Here is a 20,060-nt window from a genome sequence, read left to right on the forward strand (position 1 = left end):
GAAATGGCCCGGAACGGGCCGCAATCTTGTGACGCAGGCTCAGAACGCGTCGCGCACCATGCGCGAGCCAGAGGAAATATCTTCCCCGATGCCTTCGACCGTGCCGCAGGCCGTCAGGGCCAACAGCGCGGATACGATCAAGAGTCTGGTCATTCAATCCTCCGCATACCACCAGATGTCGGGCTGGAAACCGTCCCAGTCCCCATACATGGGGATGGTTTCGGGATACTTCAGCTGTTTCTTATGCGCAAGACGCGAGATTGGCGAAAACCAGATCGGGATCACATAGCGCCCCGAGGTCAGCACCCGGTCCAGCGCGCGGGTCGCGGCCAGAAAGCCGTCAGTGTCGGGCGCGTTCAGCAGCGCGTCGATCATCGCCGCGATGGCCGGGTTGCTTGCGCCCATCCAGTTGCGCGAACCGGGGGTATCCACCCCTTCGGGGCCCCAATACAGCGATTGCTCGTTGCCCGGCGACAGCGACAGCCCGCGCCAGTAATAGGTCATGTCGAAATCATAGGCGGTGCTGCGCTCGGCATACTGGGCGCTGTCCACGGTGGTGATCTTGGGGAAAATCCCCAGCCGTTTCAGCCCCTCGACATAGATATCGATGATCTTCTGGGGTTCGGTGGCGCCCTGTTTCAACACGATCTCGAAGCTGAAAGCCTGCCCCGCGACGTTGCGCAGAACCCCGTCGCCGGCCACGTCCCAGCCCGCCGCTTGCAGCAATTTCAAGGCGCTGCGCAGGTTCTTTCGGTTGGATTCGCGGCCGTCCGACACCGGCAGGCTGTACCCCTCCAGCGCGCCGGGCAGCAGATCGTCGGCGAAGGGGGTCAGCAGTTCCTTCACCTGACCCTCGGCCGGGCCGTGCGACATGCCCAGAACCGAGTTCGAGAAATACGAGGTGGTGCGCGGCGCGGCGCCGTCGTTCAGGGTCTGGTTGATGAATTCGAAATTGAACGCCTCGATCATCGCCTGGCGTACCCGCCAGTCGGTAAACACCGCGCGCCGCGTGTTCATCACGAACCCGGCAATCCCCGACGGGCGCCGGTTCGCGATCTCGGCCTTCACCACGTCGCCGTGCGTCACTGCCGGAAAATCATAGGCGCTGGCCCATTTCGCGGCGTTGGTTTCGCGAAAGCTGTCGATTTCGCCGCCGCGGAACGCCTCGAACACCACATCGCCATCGCCGAAATAGTCATAGCGGATCTCGTTGAAATTCATCTGTCCGCGCATCAGCGGCAGATCCTTGCCCCAATAATCGGGGTTACGTTTCAGGGTCACATAACGGCCGGTCTCATACGCATCGATCACATAGGCCGCGCTACCGATCGGCACCAGACCGGTGCCGCTTGCACCGAAATCGTGTCCGTCCCACTGCGCCTGTTTCAGGATCGGGCGCATTCCCAGCAACAGCGGCAATTCGCGGTCTTGCGTGTTGAAGGTGAAGCGGACGGTGCGCTCGCCCACGGCCTCGGCGCGCGCGACCTTGTCCCAGACGGTGCGATAGCGCGGATCGCCCTGGGTGCCCAGAATCTCGTGGGACCAGAGCACATCCGCGACGGTTACCGGGCTGCCATCGGAAAAGCGGGCCTCGGGACGCAGGGTGAATTCGACCCAGTCGCGGTTCGGCCCGGTCTCGACCGATTCGGCCAGCAGACCGTAAAGGGTGAAGGGTTCATCCCAGGATCGGCCCATCAGGCTTTCGAACACATAGGCCCGCACGCCGAACGGCGCGCGCCCCTTCAGGATGAACGGGTTGAGGCTGTCGAAGCTGCCCGTCTCGCCCAGCACGATACGCCCGCCCTTGGGCGCGTCGGGATTCACATAAGGCAGAGACACAAAATCCGGGGGAAGGGCAGGGTCGCCATACATAGCTATGCCATGACGCGGCTCGGCGGCGGCGAATCTGGCTGCCAGAATCAGGCAGATCGCCGCCCCGAGCAACCCGGATCGGGTGAAAAACTTTGGTCTCATTTGCGCAACAATCCTGACTGCCCCTGTTTTCATTGGCGCAGAGCCTATGCCCGGTTGCCAGAGTTTTCAAACTTTTAGCTTGGACCACGCACACAGATTGCGTATAAAGAGGGCACTGCTCGATAGGTTTCTTGCCTGTATGAAACCTGCCTCAATAACTTAACGCCCGCTTCGTGCGGGCGTTTTTTTTTGGCCGTCGCTTTCGCGGCCCGCGCCCTTGTTCTGTTTCACTTTTTACCGGCGCGCGGGCATTCGCCCTCGTCAAACCTTGAGGCTTGCCGCATATTTCGCGGGCGTGGCATGTGGGGCCGCGCATCACAGTGCAACAGGAGGTATCGCCATGCCGCTCAAGGGAAAAACCGCCATCATCACCGGCTCGAACTCGGGCATCGGCCTTGGGGTCGCGCAGGAGTTGGCCAAGGCCGGGGCGCATGTTGTGCTGAACTCTTTCACCGACCGCGACGAGGATCACAAGCTGGCCGAAGATATCGGTGACGAATACGGCGTCACCGCGCGCTACATCAAGGCCGATATGTCGAAACCGGCGGACTGCCGCGCGCTGATCGAAACCGCAGGCGTCTGCGATATTCTGGTGAACAATGCGGGCATTCAGCATGTGGCGCCGGTCGATGAATTCCCGCTGGACAAATGGGACGCGATCATCGCGATCAACCTTAGTTCGGCCTTTCATACAATCGCCGCCGCACTGCCGGGGATGCGAGAGCGGGGCTGGGGCCGGATCGTCAACGTGGCCTCGGCGCACGGGCTGACGGCATCGCCGTTCAAATCGGCCTATGTCGCGGCCAAGCACGGCGTGGTCGGGCTGACCAAGACCGTGGCGCTGGAAACCGCCGAGCAACCGATCACCTGCAACGCGATCTGCCCCGGCTATGTGCTGACCCCGCTGATCGAGGCGCAGATCCCCGACACCATGAAGGAATATAACATGGACCGCGAAACGGTGGTCCGCGAGGTGATGCTGACGCGTCAGCCCTCGCACGCCTTCGTCACCGTCGGGCAGGTCGGCGGCACCGCGGTGTTCCTGTGCTCGGATGCGGCCGAGCAAATCACCGGCACCACGATCAGCGTCGATGGCGGCTGGACGGCGCTGTGATCCGCCCCATCTGATACCCGGACCGCAGCCCCATACAGGGAGACAGGCCAATGGGCACGACCAAGCGCATCAATCTGGCGCTTCAGGGCGGAGGCGCGCATGGCGCCTTCACCTGGGGGGTGCTCGACCGTATTCTGGAGGATGAGGAGATCGAGATCGCCGGCATCACCGGCACCTCGGCGGGTGCGCTGAACGGGGCCGCGCTGAAGGCCGGGCTGGCGGCGGGCGGGCGTGACAAGGCGCGCGAAAATCTTGACTGGCTCTGGGGGCAGGTGGGGGCCACGGGCGGTACGCGCCTGACCCAGTGGCTGAGCGAGTTCAACACCTCGCCGGGTCTGTTTTCGCGCGCGGTCGGCCATTCGGTGCCTTATTCGCTGGCCGACTCGGCGGCGCGGATGTTCAGCCCCTATTATTACGGCCCGTTCTATCGCCACCCGTTACAGCGCGTGGTCGAGCAGTTCGATTTCGATAATGTCTGCGCCGATCAGGGACCGCGTTTTTTTGTCTGCGCCACCAATGTGCGCACCGGCCGCGCGCGCATCTTCACCCGCGATGAAATCACCAGCGACGCGATCCTGGCCTCGGCCTGCCTGCCCACGGTGTTTCAGGCGGTGGAAATCGACGACCCCGAAACCGGCACGACCGAAGCCTATTGGGATGGCGGCTATAGCGGCAACCCGGCGCTGTTCCCGCTGTACGACCGCGATCTGCCCGACGATATCGTGATCGTGGCGATCAATCCCCAGCGGCGCGAGCGGCTGCCGGTGACCCCGCAGGAAATCCAGAACCGGGTCAACGAGATCAGCTTCAACGCCTCGCTGCTACGCGATCTGCGCTCGATCGCCTTCGTCAAGCGCCTGCTGACCGAAGGGGCCATTCGCAACGGCAGTATGAAGGATGTTCTGGTGCACATGATTTCGGACGACGAATTGATGCGCAAACTGGGCGGCATCACCAAATCCATGCCTAATCCGGTTCTGCTGCAAAACCTGCGTCAGGCCGGGCGCGATGCGGCGGATCAGTTCCTGACCGATCACAAGACGGCGCTGAACAATGAACCCACCGTCGATCTGGCGGCGATGTTCGCTTAACCCGCCCCAGCGATCAGCCCGGCCGCGATCATCCACATCACCGCGCCCACGCCGATATCGAACAGCCGCCAGGCGCGGGGGCTTTGCATCACCGGCGCCAGCAGACGCGCGCCGTATCCCAGCGCGAAAAAAAAGCTGAACGAGGCAGCGGTCGCCGCCCCGGCGAAGGCCAGCTTTTGCGGCACTGGCGCGAACTGGGTGGACACCGCCCCGATCAGCCCCAGCGTATCCAGATAGACATGCGGATTGAGCCAGGTAAACGCCGCCGCCGTGGCCAGTGTCGGCCCCAGCGGCGCCGAGCGGCCCGACAAGACCATGCCGTAGTCGCCCTTCCAGGCCGCGTGAAACCGCATCGCGCCATAGACCGCCAGAAACGCCGCCCCCGCCAGCGCCATCAGCCGTGGCAGGGCCGGGAACAAGCTTACGACCGCGCCGAACCCGGCCACCCCGGCCGCGATCAGCGCCGCGTCGGACAGCGCGCAGAACAGGCACAGCCAGAACACATGCGCCCGCAGCAGCCCCTGCCGCAACACAAAGGCATTCTGCGCCCCGATCGCCAGGATCAGGGACAGCGCGGTCAGATAGCCGGTGACGGCGGCACTGAACATGGCGGACTCAGATTTTGGGAATGCTGGTGGGCTTCGCGTCTCTCGCCCCGGCGCCGGTCTTCTTCTCGGAAGGATAGACCAGCCCGGCCGAGATCACCAATTTGGCTGCATCCTCGACGCTCATGTCCAGCATGATCACTTTCTCACGCGGAACGAACAGCAAAAAGCCCGAGGTCGGGTTCGGCGTGGTCGGCAGAAAGACGCTGATCAGCGGATCCTCGCGCGGGATTTTACGGTCGATCTCGCCTTTGGTGGTGGTCGAGATAAAGGCGACGGCCCAGATATCCTCGCGCGGGTATTCCACCAGGCAGGCCTTGTCGAACGAGGTTTCCGAATGGGCGAACACGGTTTCGGCCAACTGCTTCACGCCGCTGTAGATCGAGCGCACGACCGGCATGCGGTCGACCAGCCCTTCGGCCCAGTTCAGGAACGACCGGCCGATCATGCCCTTCGCGATCCAGCCGACGATGACCGTAAAGACCAGAAAGAACACGACCCCCACGCCACGGATGTTGACGGTGGTTTCCTCGCCGAACAGTTGGCGGAACAACTCGTCCGGCTGATAGGCGTCAGGCACGAAGGGCAGAACGAAGGCATCGATCCAGCCGACCACGGTCCAGATCAGCCACACGGTCAGGCCAATGGGTGCGATAACCACAAGCCCCGTCAGGAACGAGCCGCGAATGCCGCGCAGCGGGGCACGGCGGCGGCGGTGCTGGCCTTCGGCATTGTCCTGAGGGGTCTCGGGGTCGAACATGCGGTGCACCTTTCTGTTTCAGGGCAATCTAGTCACACCCCCCACGCACTACAATAAACTGCGACCGGCATTGGGGAATTTCTTTTACGTTGCGCCGATTTCACGGGCGATGGCGGCGGCAAGCCGCGCATTGTTCAGCACCAGCGCGATATTGGCGGTCAGGGACCGGCCTTCGGTCAGCTCATAGATCCGCGACAGCAGAAACGGCGTGACCTCTTTGGCGGCGATTCCGTCCGCGTCGCGCAGTGCGGCCTCGATGATCGGACCGATTTCGGCGGCGGGGATCTCGGCGCTTGCCGGGATCGGATTGGCGACCAGCTGACCGCCCGCAAGCCCCAGCCGCGCGCGCATCCGGTGCGCGGCGGCGATCTGGGCGGCGCTGTCCATCCGCAGCGGCACCGGCAGGCCCGCGCTGCGCGACCAGAAGGCGGGCAGATCGTCGGTACCATAGCCGATTATCGGCACGCCCAGGGTTTCCAGCACCTCCAGCGTTTTCGGCAGATCGAGGATCGCCTTGGCCCCCGCCGCGACCACGGTCACCTGGGTCTGCGCCAGTTCCTGCAGATCGGCAGAGATGTCGAAGCTGTGGTCCGCGCCGCGATGCACCCCGCCGATGCCGCCGGTGGCAAAGACTCTGATCCCGGCCAGATCGGCGCAGATCATCGTCGCAGCCACGGTGGTGGCGCCGGTCCAGCCTTCGGAAAGACAGGCGGCGATATCGGCGCGGCTGATCTTTCTGGCGCCTTGGGTCCGGGCCAGCGCCGTCAGCTGTGCGGGTTCCAGCCCGACCCGGATCCGCCCGTCCATCAGGGCGATGGTGGCGGGCACCGCGCCGGAATCGCGCACCTCCTGCTCCACCCGCTGCGCGGTTTCCAGGTTTTGCGGAAACGGCATCCCGTGGGTGATGATTGTGCTTTCCAGCGCCACCAACGGGCGGTCCTCGGCACGGGCGGCGGCCACTTCGGCCGAAAAACTCAGGGGGACGGTCATGAAGGGCTCTTTCCCGATACATATTGTGCGGCGGCCTGCAGCGCGCGGTCCAGCGCCGCGGCGGGGGCGGCGCCGCCAAGCTCGGCCGCGATATGGGCGGCCATGAGCGTGTCGCCCGCGCCGGTCACGCGGGTGACCATGACGGCGGGCGGGCGACGCGCGACCAGCCCGCCGCTATCGGCCAGAACCGCATCCGCGCCGCCATCGGTCACCAGAACCCGATGCGCGCCGCGCGTGCGCAGCGCCTGTGCGGCGGCCTGGGCCGTGGCGAATTCGGTCAGGCAGATCCGCCCGGCTTCCTCGCGGTTCAGGTAGAACGTGGCGCGGGGATGATCCAGCAGCGGGATCAGCCGCTCGGCCTTGTCGGGGCTGGCGAGCGCCACCCGCAGATCGGCGGCGGCGAACAGCGGGCTTTGCGCGATGTCGCGCAACAGCGCCTCGGTCAGATTGCCATCAAGCACGATCGCGCCCGCATAAGGCGCCGCCGCGCTGCCCAGCCGCCCGTCTTCGAGCGGGCGCAAAATCTTGCGTCCCGCCGCTTCAAGCGAATGGGCGTCGGCAATGGCCGCGATCAGTCCGTTGCGCCCCTCGATCGCCATATAACGGTCGGTGGGCAGATCAGCGGGGCGGTAAACGTGATCGGTCACCAGCCCGATCCGGGTGCAGGCGGCGATCAGCGCGTGACCGTCCTCATCGGTGCCGACCGCGCTCAGCAACGCCGGGATCAGACCAAACCGGCGCAGGGTCATCGCGATGTTCATCGCGACGCCGCCGGGCAGGCGGGTGATGCGGCCCGGTACATCCGCCCCCACGCCCATCGGCGTCGGCGCGCGGCCGATCACGTCCCACAGGACCGAACCGATGCACAGGATATCGGGTGTCACTCTCATGGAACGCTTGTGACCGGCGGCGGGGCGGGTTGCAAGCGGCTACATTGCGCGCCTGCGGCGCACGACATGCGTTCGATTGGGGCGCTGCCCCAAACCCCGGGATATTTGCACCAAAGCAATTGGAAGGGGAGCCTTCGTATGTTGCTTTGGGCGAAATATCCCCGCCGGAGGCATACCGGCCCGCAGGGCCGCAAACCAATGTCTTGCGCCGCAGGCGCGCCGGTGGGTCAGGGCTGAGGGCGCGGGATTCGCGGGCAGGGGGCTTGCATCTTTTTGCGAAGGGGGATAGATGCGCGCTACTTCACAGGCGGGGTATGGGCCTGACGGGGAGAAATCCCGTTCAGGTCCGCCGGTTGGGCATATGCCCTTGATTACCCCGCTCAGGCGCAAACCGGAAAAGGAAATGGACATGGCGCTTCCCGATTTCACCATGCGTCAGCTGCTTGAAGCTGGCGTTCACTATGGTCACCAGACCCAGCGTTGGAACCCGCGGATGGGCGAATACATCCACGGCGAACGCAACGGCATCCACATTCTCGACCTGACGCAAACCGTGCCGATGCTCGACACGGCCCTGAGCGTGGTGCGCGACACCGTCGCCCGCGGCGGTCGCATCCTGTTTGTCGGCACCAAGCGTCAGGCGCAAAAGCCGATCGCGGATGCCGCCGAGCGTTGCGCGCAGTATTACATGAACCATCGCTGGCTGGGCGGCACGCTGACCAACTGGAAAACCGTTTCCCAGTCGATCCAGCGTCTGAAAGCCATCGACGAGCAGATGGAAGTCGGTTTTGAGGGCCTGACCAAGAAAGAGCGTCTTGGCATGGAGCGCGAGCAGGCCAAGCTGCAGGCCAGCCTTGGCGGTATCCGCGAGATGGGCGGCATTCCCGACCTGCTGTTCATCATCGATGTCAAGAAAGAAGATCTGGCCATCCTTGAAGCCAAGAAGCTGGGCATCCCGGTCGTGGCCATCGTGGATACCAACTGTTCGCCCTCGGGCGTGGATTACATCATCCCTGGCAACGATGACGCAGCCCGTGCCATCGCGCTTTACTGCGATCTGGTGTCCCGTGCGGCGCTTGACGGCATGACCGCCCAGATGGACGCTGCCGGCGTTGACCTTGGTGCGTTCGAAGAGGCCCCCGTCGAAGAGGTCCTGGCCGAAGAAGCCGCCGAAGAGGCCCCGGTCGAGGCGTAAGGCCGGTCTGTCACGGAACTGACACCGGGCGCGGCTACTGGCTGCGTCCGGGAACCAACGATATCTCACGAGGAGAGCCGACATGGCAATCACCGCAGCATTGGTGAAAGAACTGCGCGACAGCACCGGCGCAGGCATGATGGACGCAAAGAAAGCGTTGACCGAAACCGATGGCGACATGGAAGCCGCGGTTGACTGGCTGCGCACCAAGGGTCTGGCGAAAGCCGCCAAGAAATCCGGCCGCACCGCCGCGGAAGGTCTGGTTGCGGTCAGTGTTTCTGCTGGCCGGGGCGTCGCGGTCGAGGTGAACTCGGAAACCGACTTTGTCGCCAAGAACGCCGACTTCCAGGAGATGGTGGCCAAGATCGCCGCCGTCGCCGTGAACGCGGACGACATCGAGGCGTTGAAGGCGATGGACATGGGCGGCAAGACCGTCGAGGACACGCTGACCGGCAAGATCGCCACCATCGGCGAAAACATGGCCCTGCGCCGGATGGCGTCGCTGGAAGGCGATACCGTGGTGTCCTATATCCATAACGCCGCAGCCGAGGGTATGGGCAAGATCGGCGTTCTGGTCGCGCTGAAGGGCGATAACGAGGCATTCGGCCGTCAGGTCGCCATGCATGTGGCCGCCGTCAACCCCGCCTCGCTGGGCGAGGCCGATCTGAACCCCGATCTGGTGGCGCGCGAAAAGGCCGTTCTGACCGAGCAGGCCCGTGAAAGCGGCAAGCCCGAGCAGGTCATCGAAAAGATGATCGAAGGCCGGATGAAGAAGTTCCTGTCGGAAGTGACCCTGCTGGGGCAGTCCTTCGTGATCAATCCCGACCTGACCGTCGCCCAGGCCGCCGAAGAGGCCGGCGTCGAGGTGATCGGCTTCGTGCGCCTCGAAGTGGGCGAGGGGATCGAGAAGGAAGAAGAGGACTTCGCCGCCGAAGTCGCAAAAGTGGCGCAGGGCTGACACCCTGTTTCTTGTGATCGGCCTGTCCTTGTCGGGGCGGGCCGCCAGCAATCCGGACCCAAAAAACGGTGCAGCCGGGCAGGCTGCACCGTTCTCTTTTACGCGCCGCACATTGGGGATGAGGACGGGGCGCATTATTTGTCCGACCTGCCGGCGGAACTATACACCGACAGGCCAGGTTTCCGGTTTCCCGGACAGGCAAGGCCAACACGAAATCGCGTGCCGCACACAAACCGCAGCTCCCTGGCAAAAAAAGCCACCACTCACGGAACGCCGCCAATCTGATCTGTTACGCAACGTCACGACAGTCAGGGATTCCCTACCTCAGGGCCGGCATTTGGTTCAGTGGTCAGGTTCGATCACGAAAATCTGGTTCTGATAAGAGGCCTTGAGCACCGCCTGCGCGGTGGTTTCGACATTCAGCGCCTCGCGGGCCAGCCGCAGATGCTTTTCGACCGTCGCGGCGGTCAGCCCCATGATCATGGCGATGTCCTGGGTGGTCTTGCCGTCGCCCACCCATTCCAGCGCCTCGCGCTGGCGGCGGGTCAGCGGCCGGCGCGAGCCGTGATGGGGCAGGTTGATCAGCTTCAGGTGCGCGGTATTGGCGAAGGCCGTGATCACGCGCCCGTGTTCGCGCCAGATCGCATCGACCTCGGGTTGGGACAGACCATCGCGCGCGGCCAGACCGATCGCCCCCTTGGCACGCGACGACACGTCCTTGAAGCTGATTGTATAACCGGTGCGCACACCGAAGGAATGGTTGAACTGGACGACCTTCTCTTCGGCACCGGTGAACCGGCCCAGGCGGGCCTCTTCCTCGATCCAGGACCACGAGCAGGCGCCGACATTCTCGGCGGCCCAACGCACCATCGGGGCGTGGAAATAAAGCCCCTGATGGATGAAGGCATTGGTGTAAGCCTCTGGATAGTTGGTCAAAACAAGTGAATCCTGCAGATCGCCCAGAGAGGTCTCGGTGCAGAACCGGGTGAACCCGTAGAGCACCCTGTCAAAGCCGAACTGACCCATATAGCCGATCAGGGTGTCACAGACCTCTTCGACACTGTGGGCGCCGAACAGAGCCTCCAGATCGTCGAGTGTCATGGCGACGACGCCCGCAGATGATCGGCCAGCGCCTGCATCGCCAACGGATAGCCCGCCGCGCCGAAGCCGCAGATCTGACCGACCGCAACCGGGGCGATCCAGGACTTGTGCCGGAACGGTTCGCGCGCATGGATGTTCGACAGATGAAGTTCGACAACCGGCACCTGGGCCGCCACGATCGCATCCATCAATGCGATAGAGGTATGGGTCAGGGCGCCCGCATTCAGCACGATCCCGTCATGGGCACCGGGCGCTGCATGGATCGCGTCGATCAGCACGCCCTCGTGGTTCGATTGGGCAAAGTCCAGCGCAACGCCCAGTGCACCGGCCTTGGCCCGGCAGGCCGCTTCTATATCGGCCAGCGTGGTGCGGCCATAGACCTCTGGCTGACGTGTGCCCAACAGGTTCAGATTGGGGCCGTTCAGGATCAGAAACGATATCATTGCAATTTCCCGATTTTCGCTTTTTTAGTCAGGAATACCATACCTGTCGAGGGGTGAGTCTATCTCGGACCAGGGGAATTCCGGGGACATTCCCCCCACAACGTGAAAGGGCAGGATGGATGCAGGTCGATGTGGTGATCGTGGGCGGGGCGGTGATGGGCAGCGCCGCCGCCTTTTGGCTGAGCCGGATGGACCCGGCGCTGTCGGTAGTGGTGGTTGAATCCGACCCGACCTATGCGCGCGCTTCGACCGCCCTGTCGGTGGCCTCGATCCGGCAGCAATTCTCCAACCCCATTAACGTGAAGATATCGCTCTTTGGAATTGAATTCATAAGGAATATTGCCTCTGAAACCGGGCCGGAGCCGACCGTGAGCGATCTGGGGTTTCGCGAAAACGGGTATCTGTTTCTGGCCGGTGAAGACACCGCCGCGGCCATGCTGGCGCTTCAGGCGATGCAATGCGCCCAAGGGGCCGGAACCGAGATTCTGGAGCCCGATCAACTGGCCGCCCGGTTTCCCTATCTTGCCCTCGGCGATGTGCGCCGGGGCAGCTTTGGGCCGCGTGATGAGGGCTGGTTCGACAATATGGGACTGTTGCATGCCTGCCGCAGTGCCGCGCGCCGCGCCGGGGTGCAGTACCGCACCGGGCGCGTGGCCGGGCTGATCCGCGACGGGGGCAGGGTGTGCGGGGTCACCCTGGACACGGGCGCACGGATCATGGCCGGCGCGGTGGTCAACGCCGCCGGGCCGCGCGCTGCCGACTTGCTGCGCGGAATTGGCGAGGATATGCCGGTAGAGCCGCGGAAACGCACGGTTTTCCTGATCGACGCACCGAATGCGCGACACCCGGATGCGCCGCTTTTGGTGGACCACACCGGGTTTTACCTGCGGCCCGAGCACAATCAGTGGATCTGCGCCACCGTACCGCAGGACGATCACGCCGCCGATCCCCAGGATTTCGAGCCCGAATATGATCAGTTCGAAACGCTGATCTGGGAAAAGCTTTATGCACGCGCGCCGGGCTTTGATGCGGTCAAGGTGCTGCGGGCCTGGGCCGGACATTATGCGTACAACACGCTGGATCAGAACGCCATTATCGGGCGCTGGCCGGGGCTTGCCGGGCTTTATGTCATGAATGGCTTTTCCGGCCACGGGTTGCAGCAGGCCCCGGCGGTGGGCCGCGCCATTGCCGAACTGATCCTGCATGGCGGGTTCCGCACCCTTGATCTGCGTGCGCTGGGGCCAGAGCGTATTTTCGAGAACCGACCGTTTCGGGAGACTGAAATCGTATAAAAACACTTTTACAACATCGGCTTGAGGCACAGTTTTTAACTGGTGCTCAAGTTGCTTTATTCACATAATACTGATTATCGGACTTAACCCAGAGCGTATCCGGCACCCCGCACTGTGCGTACCGGATCGTCGCCGCCATGCTGGCACAGCGCCTTGCGCAGCCGCCCGATATGCACGTCCACGGTGCGCGTATCGACATAGATGTCACGCCCCCAGACCCGATCAAGCAGTTGTTCCCGGCTCCAGACCCGACCTGGCTTTTCCATGAAGGTGGACAGCAGACGGAACTCGGTTGGCCCCAGCTTCAGCAACTTGCCGCCCCGGAACACCTTGTGGGTTTCGGAATCGAGCATGATGTCTTCGAATTCCAACTGCTCGCCCACCGCCGCAGGCCGTGTGCGGCGCAACTGGGTACGCACGCGCGCCATCAGCTCGACCACAGAATAGGGTTTCACCACATAATCGTCGGCGCCGGTTTCCAGCCCCCTGACCCGGTCGACCTCTTCGGAGCGGGCCGACAGCATGATGATCGGCACGCCACGCGTGTCGGCGCGGGTTTTCAGGCGGCGGCACACCTCGATCCCCGAGACATTGGGCAGCATCCAGTCCAGCACGATGATATCCGGCGCGGCCTCGTCGACCAGCAGCAGCGCCTCTTCGCCGTTCTCCGCCTTGGACACCAGAAAACCCTCGGCCTCCAGGTTATAGGCCAGAACCTCCCGCTGCGCCGGCTCGTCCTCGACCAGCAGCACGGTGGGTTGTTCGACGCTGCTCACTCGTCCACCTCCAGCGTACCGAGCCCGGTCAGTTCGCTTTTCGGGCGGGCATCCTCGGGCATGACGCCGGTGGTCAGATAGATCACCTGCTCGGAGATCGAGGTGACGTGATCGCCCATCCGTTCGATGTTCTTCGAGATGAAATGCAGATGCATGCACGCGGTGATATTGCGCGGATCCTCCATCATGAAGGTCAGGAATTCGCGGAACAGCGCGTTATACATCTGATCGACCTCGTGATCGCGCAGACGTACATCCTGGGCCAGTTCGGCGTCGCGCTGGATATAGGCGTCCAGCGCGTCTTTCAGCATCCCCTCGACGGTCTTGGCCATGCGCCGGATCGCGCCGGCGGCGCCCTCGATCGGGGTCATCTGCACCAGAACCGAGGTCCGCTTGGCCAGGTTCTTGGCATAGTCGCCGACCCGTTCCAGATTGCCGCTGATCTTCATCACCGTCAGAACGGTGCGCAGGTCGCTGGCGGTGGGCTGACGCAGGGCCAGAAGCCGCGCGCATTCCTCGTTCACCTGCTCTTCCAGATCGTCGATGACCTGATCGCCGGCGCGCACCTGTTCGGCCAGCTCTTCATCGCGCCGCTCCAACGAGGTCGCGGCGTCCAGGATGGCCGCCTCGACCAGCCCGCCCATCTTCATGATCAGCGCCTGGATCGCCTCCAGATCGCGGTCATAGGACGAAACGATATGGCTTTTGTCAGACATGATTGTCGCCTCTCTCAGCCGATCCGGCCGGTAATGTAGCTTTCGGTCCGCGGGTCCTGCGGGTTGGTGAAGATCTGGCCGGTCTCGCCGAATTCCACAAGGTTGCCCAGGTGGAAGAAGGCGGTCTTCTGGCTGACCCGCGCGGCCTGTTGCATCGAGTGGGTCACGATCACCACCGAATACTGTTCGCGCAGCTCGTCGATCAGTTCCTCGACCTGTGCGGTCGCGATCGGGTCCAGCGCCGAACACGGCTCGTCCATCAGCAGAACCTCGGGTTCGGTCGCAACGGCGCGGGCGATGCACAGGCGCTGCTGCTGACCGCCCGACAGGCCGGTGCCGGGGGATTCGATCCGGTCCTTCACCTCTTCCCAGATCGCGGCCCGGCGCAGGCTTTTCTCGACGATCACGTCCAGATCGGCCTTGCTGTTGGCCAGACCGTGGATGCGCGGGCCGTAAGCGACATTGTCATAGATCGACTTGGGGAACGGGTTGGGCTTCTGGAACACCATGCCGACCTTGGCGCGCAACTGCACCGGATCGACCTTGGCGTCATAGATATCTTCGCCGTCCAGCAGGATCGTACCCTCGACACGGCAGATGTCGATGGTGTCGTTCATCCGGTTCAGGCAGCGCAGAAAGGTGGACTTGCCGCAGCCCGAGGGGCCGATGAAGGCGGTGACCGTCTTGTCCTGAATATCCACATCCACGTCTTTGATGGCGTGCGTGTCGCCATAATAGACCTGGCAGTTCCGCGCGGAAATCTTCACCTCTTTGGTGTCCACTTTTCTCTCCACAATTCGCATGTCGTTCATATCGGCGTTCCCTTACCAGCGGCGTTCGAACCGACGGCGCAGGAAAATCGCGATCGCGTTCATGAACAGAAGGAAGATCAGCAGGACGATGATAGCGCCCGATGCCCGTTCGACAAAGGCCGGATCGGCACGCTGCGTCCAGTTGTAAACCTGCACCGGCAAAGCCGAGGCCGGGTCGAAGAACCCTTCGGGCGGTGCCGAGGGGTATTCGCGCACGAAGGCGACCATGCCGATCAGCATCAGCGGCGCGGTTTCACCCAGCGCCTGGGCCAGCCCGATGATGGTGCCGGTCAGGATGCCCGGTGCGGCCAGCGGCAGCACATGGTGGAACACCGACTGCATTTTCGAGGCCCCTACCCCAAGCGCTGCGTCCCGGATGCTGGGCGGCACCGATTGCAACGAGGCGCGGGTCGAGATGATGATCGTCGGCAGGGTCATCAGCGTCAGCACCAGCCCGCCGACGATCGGCGCCGATTGCGGCAGACCGGCGAAGTTGATGAAGATCGCCAAGCCCAGGATACCGAACACGATCGACGGCACCGCCGCCAGGTTCGAGATATTCACCTCGATCAGGTCGGTCCAGCGGTTCTTGGGCGCGAACTCCTCCAGATAGATAGAGGCCGCGACGCCGATCGGCAGCGCCAGAAGCAGCACCACCAGCATCATGTAAAGCGAACCCAGGATCGCCACGCCCAGCCCGGCCGCCTCGGGCCGGTTTTCGGACGCATCCGGCGCGGTGATGAAGGCCCAGTTGAACTTCTTGGCCAGCGCGCCCTGATCTTTCAGCGCATCCGCCAGCATCAGCTGCTCGGGCGAGACGTTGCTGTCCAGCAGCGCGCTTTCCATCGACACCCGGCCCTTCAGGTAGCCGTCGATCCGGCCATTGGCCAGCACCTCGAACCGGACGGTCTTGCCGATCTCGTCGGGGTTGGCCAGCACATAGTCGCGCAGCTGCGCCGGGGCATCTTTCGACACGATGTCGGCGGCGGCCTTGGACGACAGCCCGTCGATCACGATCCCCAACTCGGCCATCCGCGCCTCGATCGCGGTGTTGATCAGCGGCGCATATCCGAAGGTCGAGACCTTCTTCAGATCGTCAAGGTTGCGGTTTCCGGTCTTGTCGAGCTTGCTTTCCACCAGTTCGACATTCAGCGTCATATAGGTCTGCCGGAAGGCGCTCAGGCCATTGCCCATGATCGACACCAGCAGCATGATCAGCGCCAGAATGCCCAGGCAGACGGCCACCAGCCCATAGGTGCGGAACCGGGCCTCGGCCGCGTTGCGCCGTTTTGTCAGCTTGTTCTGCGTCAGCAGAGAGCCGCGATGCGGCGAAGCGGCACCGGGGGTTGCGGTCGCGTCGGTCATTCATACTGCTCCCGGTATTTGCGCACGATATACAGCGCGAAGACGTTAAGGCCGAGGGTGATGACAAACAGTGTCAGCCCCAGCGCAAAGGCCACCAGCGTTTCGGGGCTGGCAAAGTCGGTATCGCCGGTCAGCTGACTGACGATTTTCACGGTCACGGTCGTCATCGCCTCGAACGGGTTAAGGCTCATCCGGGCCGCGGCCCCTGCCCCCAGCACCACGATCATGGTCTCGCCGATGGCGCGCGACGCGGCCAGCAGCACCGCGCCGACGATGCCCGGCAGCGCGGCGGGAATCACCACCTGGCGGATGGTTTCGGATTTGGTGGCGCCCAGACCGAGCGAGCCGTCGCGCATTGCCTGCGGCACCGCGTTGATGATGTCATCGGACAGCGACGACACGAAGGGGATCAGCATGATGCCCATCACGACGCCCGCGGTCGCGACCGAGGCCGAACTTTCGCCCAGGCCCAGCGGCTGGGCGAAATAGTCGCGCAGCATCGGGCCGACGGTGATCAGCGCGAACAGACCGTAGACGATGGTCGGGATGCCAGCCAGAATTTCGATCGCCGGCTTGGCGAACGAACGCATCTTGGGGCCGGCATATTCCGACGTGTAGATCGCTGCGAACAGCCCGATCGGCACCGCGACCAGCAGCGCGATGAACGAGATATAGAGCGTGCCCCACAGCAGCGGCAGGATGCCAAGGTCGGAACCGCCGCGAAAGTTGGGCGACCAGGTCGTGCCGAAGAAGAACCGGTACCACGGGTACTGGCTGAAGAAATTGCGCGTCTCGAACAGCATCGACAGGACGATGCCCAGCGTCGTCAGGATGGCGATGGTCGAGGCCATGATCAGCAGCGCCTTGATCACCGCCTCCACCGTGTTGCGGGCCCGGAACTCTTTATGCGAGCGCGACCAGCCCAGGGCGAGCCCGGCCAGCGCGGCGGCCAGGACCGCAACCACCCTGATCGTCGAATAGGTGGCCTGAAGGCTGCGATAGCGCTGTGCGGCGCGCAGCACGACCGGTTTGACATCCGACCCCAGCGCCACGCCGACCTCGCCCAACCGGGCGCGCACATCGGTGAATCCGCTGCGGATGCTGCCGGCCTGCTCTTCGGTCATCGCGCCCTGTGCCACGGCCGTGTCCAGCCCGTCGGCGACCCGGCGCACATCGGCCATGACCAATCCGCGGCTGGAGCCTTCGGCGATCGCGCTGTCGGGGATGATGTCCACGACCTGCGCCTCGATCACCATCGGCTGAAGCAGCGACCAGATCGCCAGCAAAAGCAGCGAGGGGATGATCACCAGCAGGGCGACCTGCATCCCGTAATAGCTGGGCAGCGAGTGCAGCTTACGTGCGTCGCCGCCGACATCCGCCATGGCACGACCGCGGCCGAGCACATAGCCCGCGACCCCGAGCGCGAAAACGATCAATACAATCCAGAGGACAGGCATCAGCCCCTCATTCGTTTGGAAAAGGTCCTAAAAGGCAGCGACGGGCGGCGCACGAAGGCGCCGCCCGGCCTTGGCACGGATGTGCCTTAGTTCATCGGGGTTTCGTCGGCGACGGCAGCCTGGGTGGCAGCCAGCTCCGGGTCGGAAACCAGGCCATAGGCGGCCAGCGGGCCGTCGGGGCCGGCGATCTCGTCAGAGACGAAGAACTCGGCATATTCCTTCAGGCCGGGGATGACGCCGATGTGGGCTTTCTTGATGTAGAAGTACAGCGGACGCGACACGGGGTATTCGCCGGTCGAGATGCTCTCGGTCGAGGGAACGACGCCGGACATGGTTGCGACCTGCAGCTTGTCGGTGTTGTTCTCGTAGAAGGCCAGACCGAACACGCCGATGCCGTCCTTGTTGGCTTCGATGCGGGCCAGGGTCTCGGTGTAGTCGCCGTCGATGTCGACCGAACGGCCATCGGTGCGAACTGCCATGCAGGTCTTCTCGGCGGCATCTTCATCGCCACCGTTGATCTTCATGATGGCTTCCATCGCGCCGGTGTCTTCGCAGCCCTGCAGCAGGACCTTCTCTTCGAAGACTTCACGGGTACCGTGCTTGGTGCCCGGGATGAAGGCCATGATTTCCTGCTTGGGGAAGTTGGCGTTGACGGCCGACCAGTCGACGTTCTCGTTGGTCACCATGGCGCCATCGACGGGGAGTTCGGCAGCCAGGGCCAGGTACCAGTCGGAGGGGGTGAATTCGAACGAGTTGCCGTTGATGTCGGAGGCGAAGACGATGCCGTCATAGCCGATGCGAACTTCGACGATGTCGGTCACGCCGGCTTCGGCACAGGCTTTGACTTCTTTGTCTTTGATTTTCCGCGAGGCGTTGGCGACGTCGATGGTGTTTTCACCCACGCCTTCGCAGAAGCGCTTGAGGCCAGCGGAGGAGCCACCGGATTCCACGACCGGGGTCGGGAAGTCGAAGTTCTCACCGAAGGCTTCGGCGACGATCGATGCGTAGGGCAGAACCGTCGAAGAACCAGCGATCTGGACCTGATCGCGGGCAACTGCGGCGGTAGCGGAAACGGCAGCGATCGCCAGTGTGGAGGCGGTCAGTTTCACAAAGGACATGTAGAGCTCCTGATATCTTTGTTCGGGCCGTCAGCAACGACGGCCTGTGCCCCGCCTCCTATTGGCCGGGCGCTATGCTTTTGTGACGATATGGTAACAGTTTTATGACAACGATCGTATTGGCAGAAATATAGACAAATCGATCCGGTTGTCGGCAACGTGCCGGGCCAATCAAGCGACTGGCAACATAACCGAAAACCGGCTGCCCTGGCCCGGCGTGCTTTCGATGCGGAAGCGGCCGCGGTGGCGATTCACGATATGTTTCACGATCGCCAGCCCAAGGCCGGTACCGCCCATTTCGCGCGAGCGGTGACTGTCCACCCGATAGAACCGTTCCGTGAGTCGCGGAATGTGCACCGGGTCGAAACCTTCGCCCCGGTCGATCACGTCGATCCGCAGACCCGGGCCACGAAACGCCAGTTCGCGCTCGGCATAGGTGATCGCCACCGTGACCTTGCCGCCGCGGGCGCCATATTTGATCGCGTTCTCGATCAGGTTGGTGAACACCTGCACCAGTTGATCGGAATCGCCGGGCACCACGACCGGCTGATCGTGGCCTGTCACCTCCAGCACCACGCCCGCCTCTTCGGCCATGGGGTGCAGCGTCCGCACCGACGACTGGACCAGCCCCACCACATCGACCCGGTTCGAGGGGCGCATCCGTTCTTCGCTTTCGACCCGGCTGAGCGACAGCAGATCGCGCACCAGCCGGTTCATCCGCTCGGCCTCGCTTTCCATGATCGACAAAAACCGCTCGCGCGCGGCGGGGTCGTCGCGGGCATTGCCCTTCAGCGTTTCGATGAACCCCAGCAGCGCGGTCAGCGGGGTTTTCAGTTCATGGCTGACATTGGCCACGAAATCACGGCGGATCTGGCCGGCCTGCTCGCGCTCTGTGATATCCTCGAAGCACAGCAGAACCCCCTGCCCCAGGCCGTTGTTGCCCTCGACCGGGCTGGCGGTCACCTCATAGGTGGCTTCGCGCGTCATGTCGGTGGTCAGATAGCGGATGCGCCGGGTCTGGCGCAGGCGCAGGGTCTCCTCGACACAGTCCAGCAGCGCCGGCTGACGCAGCACGGTAATGTAGTGCCGCCCGATCCCGCTGGGGCCGAACATCGCCTGGGCCCGTTCGTTCATCGCCTCGACCCGTTCGTCGCTGGTGATCAGCACGCAGGGCAAGGGCACCGCGGTCAGCACCGATTGCATCAGGTCGGTTGTCATGGGCATCGGGCTCCGTCGCTGCTTTTTCCGGCGCCACCCTCATCCACTGCCGCGAAATTGTAAACGGCCCTGTGGTACGGGCGCATCTTGCCGTCTTAAGGCTTTCAATCTGACTTTATTTCAACTTAAATTTGTATATCGTTTCAGAATTCGTTCCTGATGGAGCTTAAGCCGTTGACACAGCC

Annotated in this window: 20 protein-coding genes; 5 read left to right on the forward strand and 15 right to left on the reverse strand. The window is 63.4% G+C overall.

Annotated features, from left to right (window positions below; all coding sequences use genetic code 11):
* Positions 1-39 precede the first annotated feature (39 nt).
* Together ACSR1C_RS05215 and ACSR1C_RS05220 are read right to left on the reverse strand one after the other, a co-directional pair.
* Positions 40-153, reverse strand: coding sequence for an entericidin A/B family lipoprotein (locus ACSR1C_RS05215; RefSeq protein ID WP_460258278.1), 114 nt, complete (start codon positions 151-153; stop codon positions 40-42).
* Positions 154-1,974: an extracellular solute-binding protein gene (locus tag ACSR1C_RS05220; RefSeq protein WP_460258279.1), complete on the reverse strand. Its 1,821-nt coding sequence runs from the start codon at positions 1,972-1,974 to the stop codon at positions 154-156.
* A gap of 340 nt (positions 1,975-2,314) precedes the next feature.
* On the opposite strand from ACSR1C_RS05220, the gene ACSR1C_RS05225 reads away from it, so the two are divergent.
* Both ACSR1C_RS05225 and ACSR1C_RS05230 read left to right on the forward strand, forming a co-directional pair.
* Complete coding sequence (locus ACSR1C_RS05225) at positions 2,315-3,088, forward strand: 3-hydroxybutyrate dehydrogenase (protein ID WP_460258280.1); 774 nt, start codon at positions 2,315-2,317, stop codon at positions 3,086-3,088.
* Between the two features lie 50 nt (positions 3,089-3,138).
* Positions 3,139-4,179, forward strand: a complete 1,041-nt coding sequence (locus ACSR1C_RS05230) for a patatin-like phospholipase family protein (RefSeq protein ID WP_460258281.1) — start codon at positions 3,139-3,141, stop codon at positions 4,177-4,179.
* Here the strand turns inward: ACSR1C_RS05230 and ACSR1C_RS05235 are convergent.
* The 4 genes from ACSR1C_RS05235 to ACSR1C_RS05250 form a co-directional block, all read right to left on the reverse strand.
* Complete coding sequence (locus ACSR1C_RS05235; RefSeq protein ID WP_460258282.1) at positions 4,176-4,787, reverse strand: LysE/ArgO family amino acid transporter; 612 nt, start codon at positions 4,785-4,787, stop codon at positions 4,176-4,178. The two genes, ACSR1C_RS05230 and ACSR1C_RS05235, sit on opposite strands and share 4 nt — an antisense overlap.
* Before the next feature lie 7 nt (positions 4,788-4,794).
* Positions 4,795-5,544, reverse strand: a complete 750-nt coding sequence (locus tag ACSR1C_RS05240) for a DUF502 domain-containing protein (RefSeq protein WP_460258283.1) — start codon at positions 5,542-5,544, stop codon at positions 4,795-4,797.
* Between the two features lie 84 nt (positions 5,545-5,628).
* Complete coding sequence (locus tag ACSR1C_RS05245) at positions 5,629-6,534, reverse strand: pseudouridine-5'-phosphate glycosidase (protein WP_460258284.1); 906 nt, start codon at positions 6,532-6,534, stop codon at positions 5,629-5,631.
* Positions 6,531-7,424 (reverse strand): PfkB family carbohydrate kinase, encoded by an 894-nt coding sequence (locus ACSR1C_RS05250; protein ID WP_460258285.1) that lies wholly within the window; start codon positions 7,422-7,424, stop codon positions 6,531-6,533. Before ACSR1C_RS05250 ends, ACSR1C_RS05245 begins: the two co-directional genes overlap by 4 nt.
* A 409-nt stretch (positions 7,425-7,833) precedes the next feature.
* Here ACSR1C_RS05250 and rpsB point away from each other — a divergent pair, with 409 nt between their 5' ends.
* Positions 7,834-8,619 (forward strand): 30S ribosomal protein S2, encoded by a 786-nt coding sequence (gene rpsB / locus ACSR1C_RS05255; protein WP_460258286.1) that lies wholly within the window; start codon positions 7,834-7,836, stop codon positions 8,617-8,619.
* 82 nt (positions 8,620-8,701) lie between these two features.
* Positions 8,702-9,577: a translation elongation factor Ts gene (gene tsf, locus ACSR1C_RS05260; protein WP_460258287.1), complete on the forward strand. Its 876-nt coding sequence runs from the start codon at positions 8,702-8,704 to the stop codon at positions 9,575-9,577.
* A gap of 342 nt (positions 9,578-9,919) precedes the next feature.
* On the opposite strand, the gene ACSR1C_RS05265 is transcribed toward tsf, so the two are convergent.
* Entirely contained in the window at positions 9,920-10,678 is a 759-nt protein-coding gene (locus tag ACSR1C_RS05265) for a LuxR family transcriptional regulator (protein ID WP_460258288.1), read from the reverse strand.
* A complete protein-coding gene (aroQ, locus tag ACSR1C_RS05270) occupies positions 10,675-11,121 on the reverse strand; it encodes a type II 3-dehydroquinate dehydratase (protein ID WP_460258289.1) in 447 nt (148 codons plus the stop codon). The genes ACSR1C_RS05265 and aroQ overlap by 4 nt, the downstream gene beginning before the upstream one ends.
* A gap of 119 nt (positions 11,122-11,240) precedes the next feature.
* On the opposite strand from aroQ, the gene ACSR1C_RS05275 reads away from it, so the two are divergent.
* On the forward strand, positions 11,241-12,413 hold the full coding sequence (locus ACSR1C_RS05275) for an NAD(P)/FAD-dependent oxidoreductase (RefSeq protein ID WP_460258290.1): 1,173 nt from the start codon (positions 11,241-11,243) through the stop codon (positions 12,411-12,413).
* A gap of 83 nt (positions 12,414-12,496) precedes the next feature.
* On the opposite strand, the gene phoB is transcribed toward ACSR1C_RS05275, so the two are convergent.
* From phoB to ACSR1C_RS05310, 7 genes are all read right to left on the reverse strand, one after another.
* Positions 12,497-13,189 carry a phosphate regulon transcriptional regulator PhoB gene (phoB, locus tag ACSR1C_RS05280; RefSeq protein ID WP_460258291.1) on the reverse strand — a complete coding sequence of 231 codons (693 nt, stop codon included), beginning with the start codon at positions 13,187-13,189 and terminating at the stop codon, positions 12,497-12,499.
* The gene (gene phoU / locus ACSR1C_RS05285) at positions 13,186-13,905 is read right to left on the reverse strand and encodes a phosphate signaling complex protein PhoU (protein WP_460258292.1); all 720 of its coding nucleotides are present in this window, start codon (positions 13,903-13,905) and stop codon (positions 13,186-13,188) included. The genes phoB and phoU overlap by 4 nt, the downstream gene beginning before the upstream one ends.
* A gap of 14 nt (positions 13,906-13,919) precedes the next feature.
* The gene (gene pstB, locus ACSR1C_RS05290) at positions 13,920-14,717 is read right to left on the reverse strand and encodes a phosphate ABC transporter ATP-binding protein PstB (protein ID WP_460258293.1); all 798 of its coding nucleotides are present in this window, start codon (positions 14,715-14,717) and stop codon (positions 13,920-13,922) included.
* 12 nt (positions 14,718-14,729) lie between these two features.
* Entirely contained in the window at positions 14,730-16,082 is a 1,353-nt protein-coding gene (gene pstA / locus ACSR1C_RS05295; protein WP_460258294.1) for a phosphate ABC transporter permease PstA, read from the reverse strand.
* Entirely contained in the window at positions 16,079-17,539 is a 1,461-nt protein-coding gene (gene pstC / locus ACSR1C_RS05300; protein WP_460258295.1) for a phosphate ABC transporter permease subunit PstC, read from the reverse strand. Before pstC ends, pstA begins: the two co-directional genes overlap by 4 nt.
* An 86-nt stretch (positions 17,540-17,625) precedes the next feature.
* Entirely contained in the window at positions 17,626-18,657 is a 1,032-nt protein-coding gene (locus tag ACSR1C_RS05305) for a substrate-binding domain-containing protein (protein WP_460258296.1), read from the reverse strand.
* Between the two features lie 171 nt (positions 18,658-18,828).
* Entirely contained in the window at positions 18,829-19,875 is a 1,047-nt protein-coding gene (locus ACSR1C_RS05310; protein ID WP_460258297.1) for an ATP-binding protein, read from the reverse strand.
* Positions 19,876-20,060 lie beyond the last annotated feature (185 nt).

The sequence above is a fragment of the Actibacterium sp. D185-2 genome, from assembly GCF_054954595.1.

What these genes read in the sequence shown, in the direction of transcription:
- ACSR1C_RS05215 (WP_460258278.1), bottom strand. Translation starts at nt 153, where the DNA reads ATGACCAGACTCTTGATCGTATCCGCGCTGTTGGCCCTGACGGCCTGC.
- ACSR1C_RS05220 (WP_460258279.1), bottom strand. Translation starts at nt 1,974, where the DNA reads ATGAGACCAAAGTTTTTCACCCGATCCGGGTTGCTCGGGGCGGCGATC.
- ACSR1C_RS05225 (WP_460258280.1), top strand. Translation starts at nt 2,315, where the DNA reads ATGCCGCTCAAGGGAAAAACCGCCATCATCACCGGCTCGAACTCGGGC.
- ACSR1C_RS05230 (WP_460258281.1), top strand. Translation starts at nt 3,139, where the DNA reads ATGGGCACGACCAAGCGCATCAATCTGGCGCTTCAGGGCGGAGGCGCG.
- ACSR1C_RS05235 (WP_460258282.1), bottom strand. Translation starts at nt 4,787, where the DNA reads ATGTTCAGTGCCGCCGTCACCGGCTATCTGACCGCGCTGTCCCTGATC.
- ACSR1C_RS05240 (WP_460258283.1), bottom strand. Translation starts at nt 5,544, where the DNA reads ATGTTCGACCCCGAGACCCCTCAGGACAATGCCGAAGGCCAGCACCGC.
- ACSR1C_RS05245 (WP_460258284.1), bottom strand. Translation starts at nt 6,534, where the DNA reads ATGACCGTCCCCCTGAGTTTTTCGGCCGAAGTGGCCGCCGCCCGTGCC.
- ACSR1C_RS05250 (WP_460258285.1), bottom strand. Translation starts at nt 7,424, where the DNA reads ATGAGAGTGACACCCGATATCCTGTGCATCGGTTCGGTCCTGTGGGAC.
- rpsB (WP_460258286.1), top strand. Translation starts at nt 7,834, where the DNA reads ATGGCGCTTCCCGATTTCACCATGCGTCAGCTGCTTGAAGCTGGCGTT.
- tsf (WP_460258287.1), top strand. Translation starts at nt 8,702, where the DNA reads ATGGCAATCACCGCAGCATTGGTGAAAGAACTGCGCGACAGCACCGGC.
- ACSR1C_RS05265 (WP_460258288.1), bottom strand. Translation starts at nt 10,678, where the DNA reads ATGACACTCGACGATCTGGAGGCTCTGTTCGGCGCCCACAGTGTCGAA.
- aroQ (WP_460258289.1), bottom strand. Translation starts at nt 11,121, where the DNA reads ATGATATCGTTTCTGATCCTGAACGGCCCCAATCTGAACCTGTTGGGC.
- ACSR1C_RS05275 (WP_460258290.1), top strand. Translation starts at nt 11,241, where the DNA reads ATGCAGGTCGATGTGGTGATCGTGGGCGGGGCGGTGATGGGCAGCGCC.
- phoU (WP_460258292.1), bottom strand. Translation starts at nt 13,905, where the DNA reads ATGTCTGACAAAAGCCATATCGTTTCGTCCTATGACCGCGATCTGGAG.
- pstB (WP_460258293.1), bottom strand. Translation starts at nt 14,717, where the DNA reads ATGAACGACATGCGAATTGTGGAGAGAAAAGTGGACACCAAAGAGGTG.
- pstA (WP_460258294.1), bottom strand. Translation starts at nt 16,082, where the DNA reads ATGACCGACGCGACCGCAACCCCCGGTGCCGCTTCGCCGCATCGCGGC.
- pstC (WP_460258295.1), bottom strand. Translation starts at nt 17,539, where the DNA reads ATGCCTGTCCTCTGGATTGTATTGATCGTTTTCGCGCTCGGGGTCGCG.
- ACSR1C_RS05305 (WP_460258296.1), bottom strand. Translation starts at nt 18,657, where the DNA reads ATGTCCTTTGTGAAACTGACCGCCTCCACACTGGCGATCGCTGCCGTT.
- ACSR1C_RS05310 (WP_460258297.1), bottom strand. Translation starts at nt 19,875, where the DNA reads ATGACAACCGACCTGATGCAATCGGTGCTGACCGCGGTGCCCTTGCCC.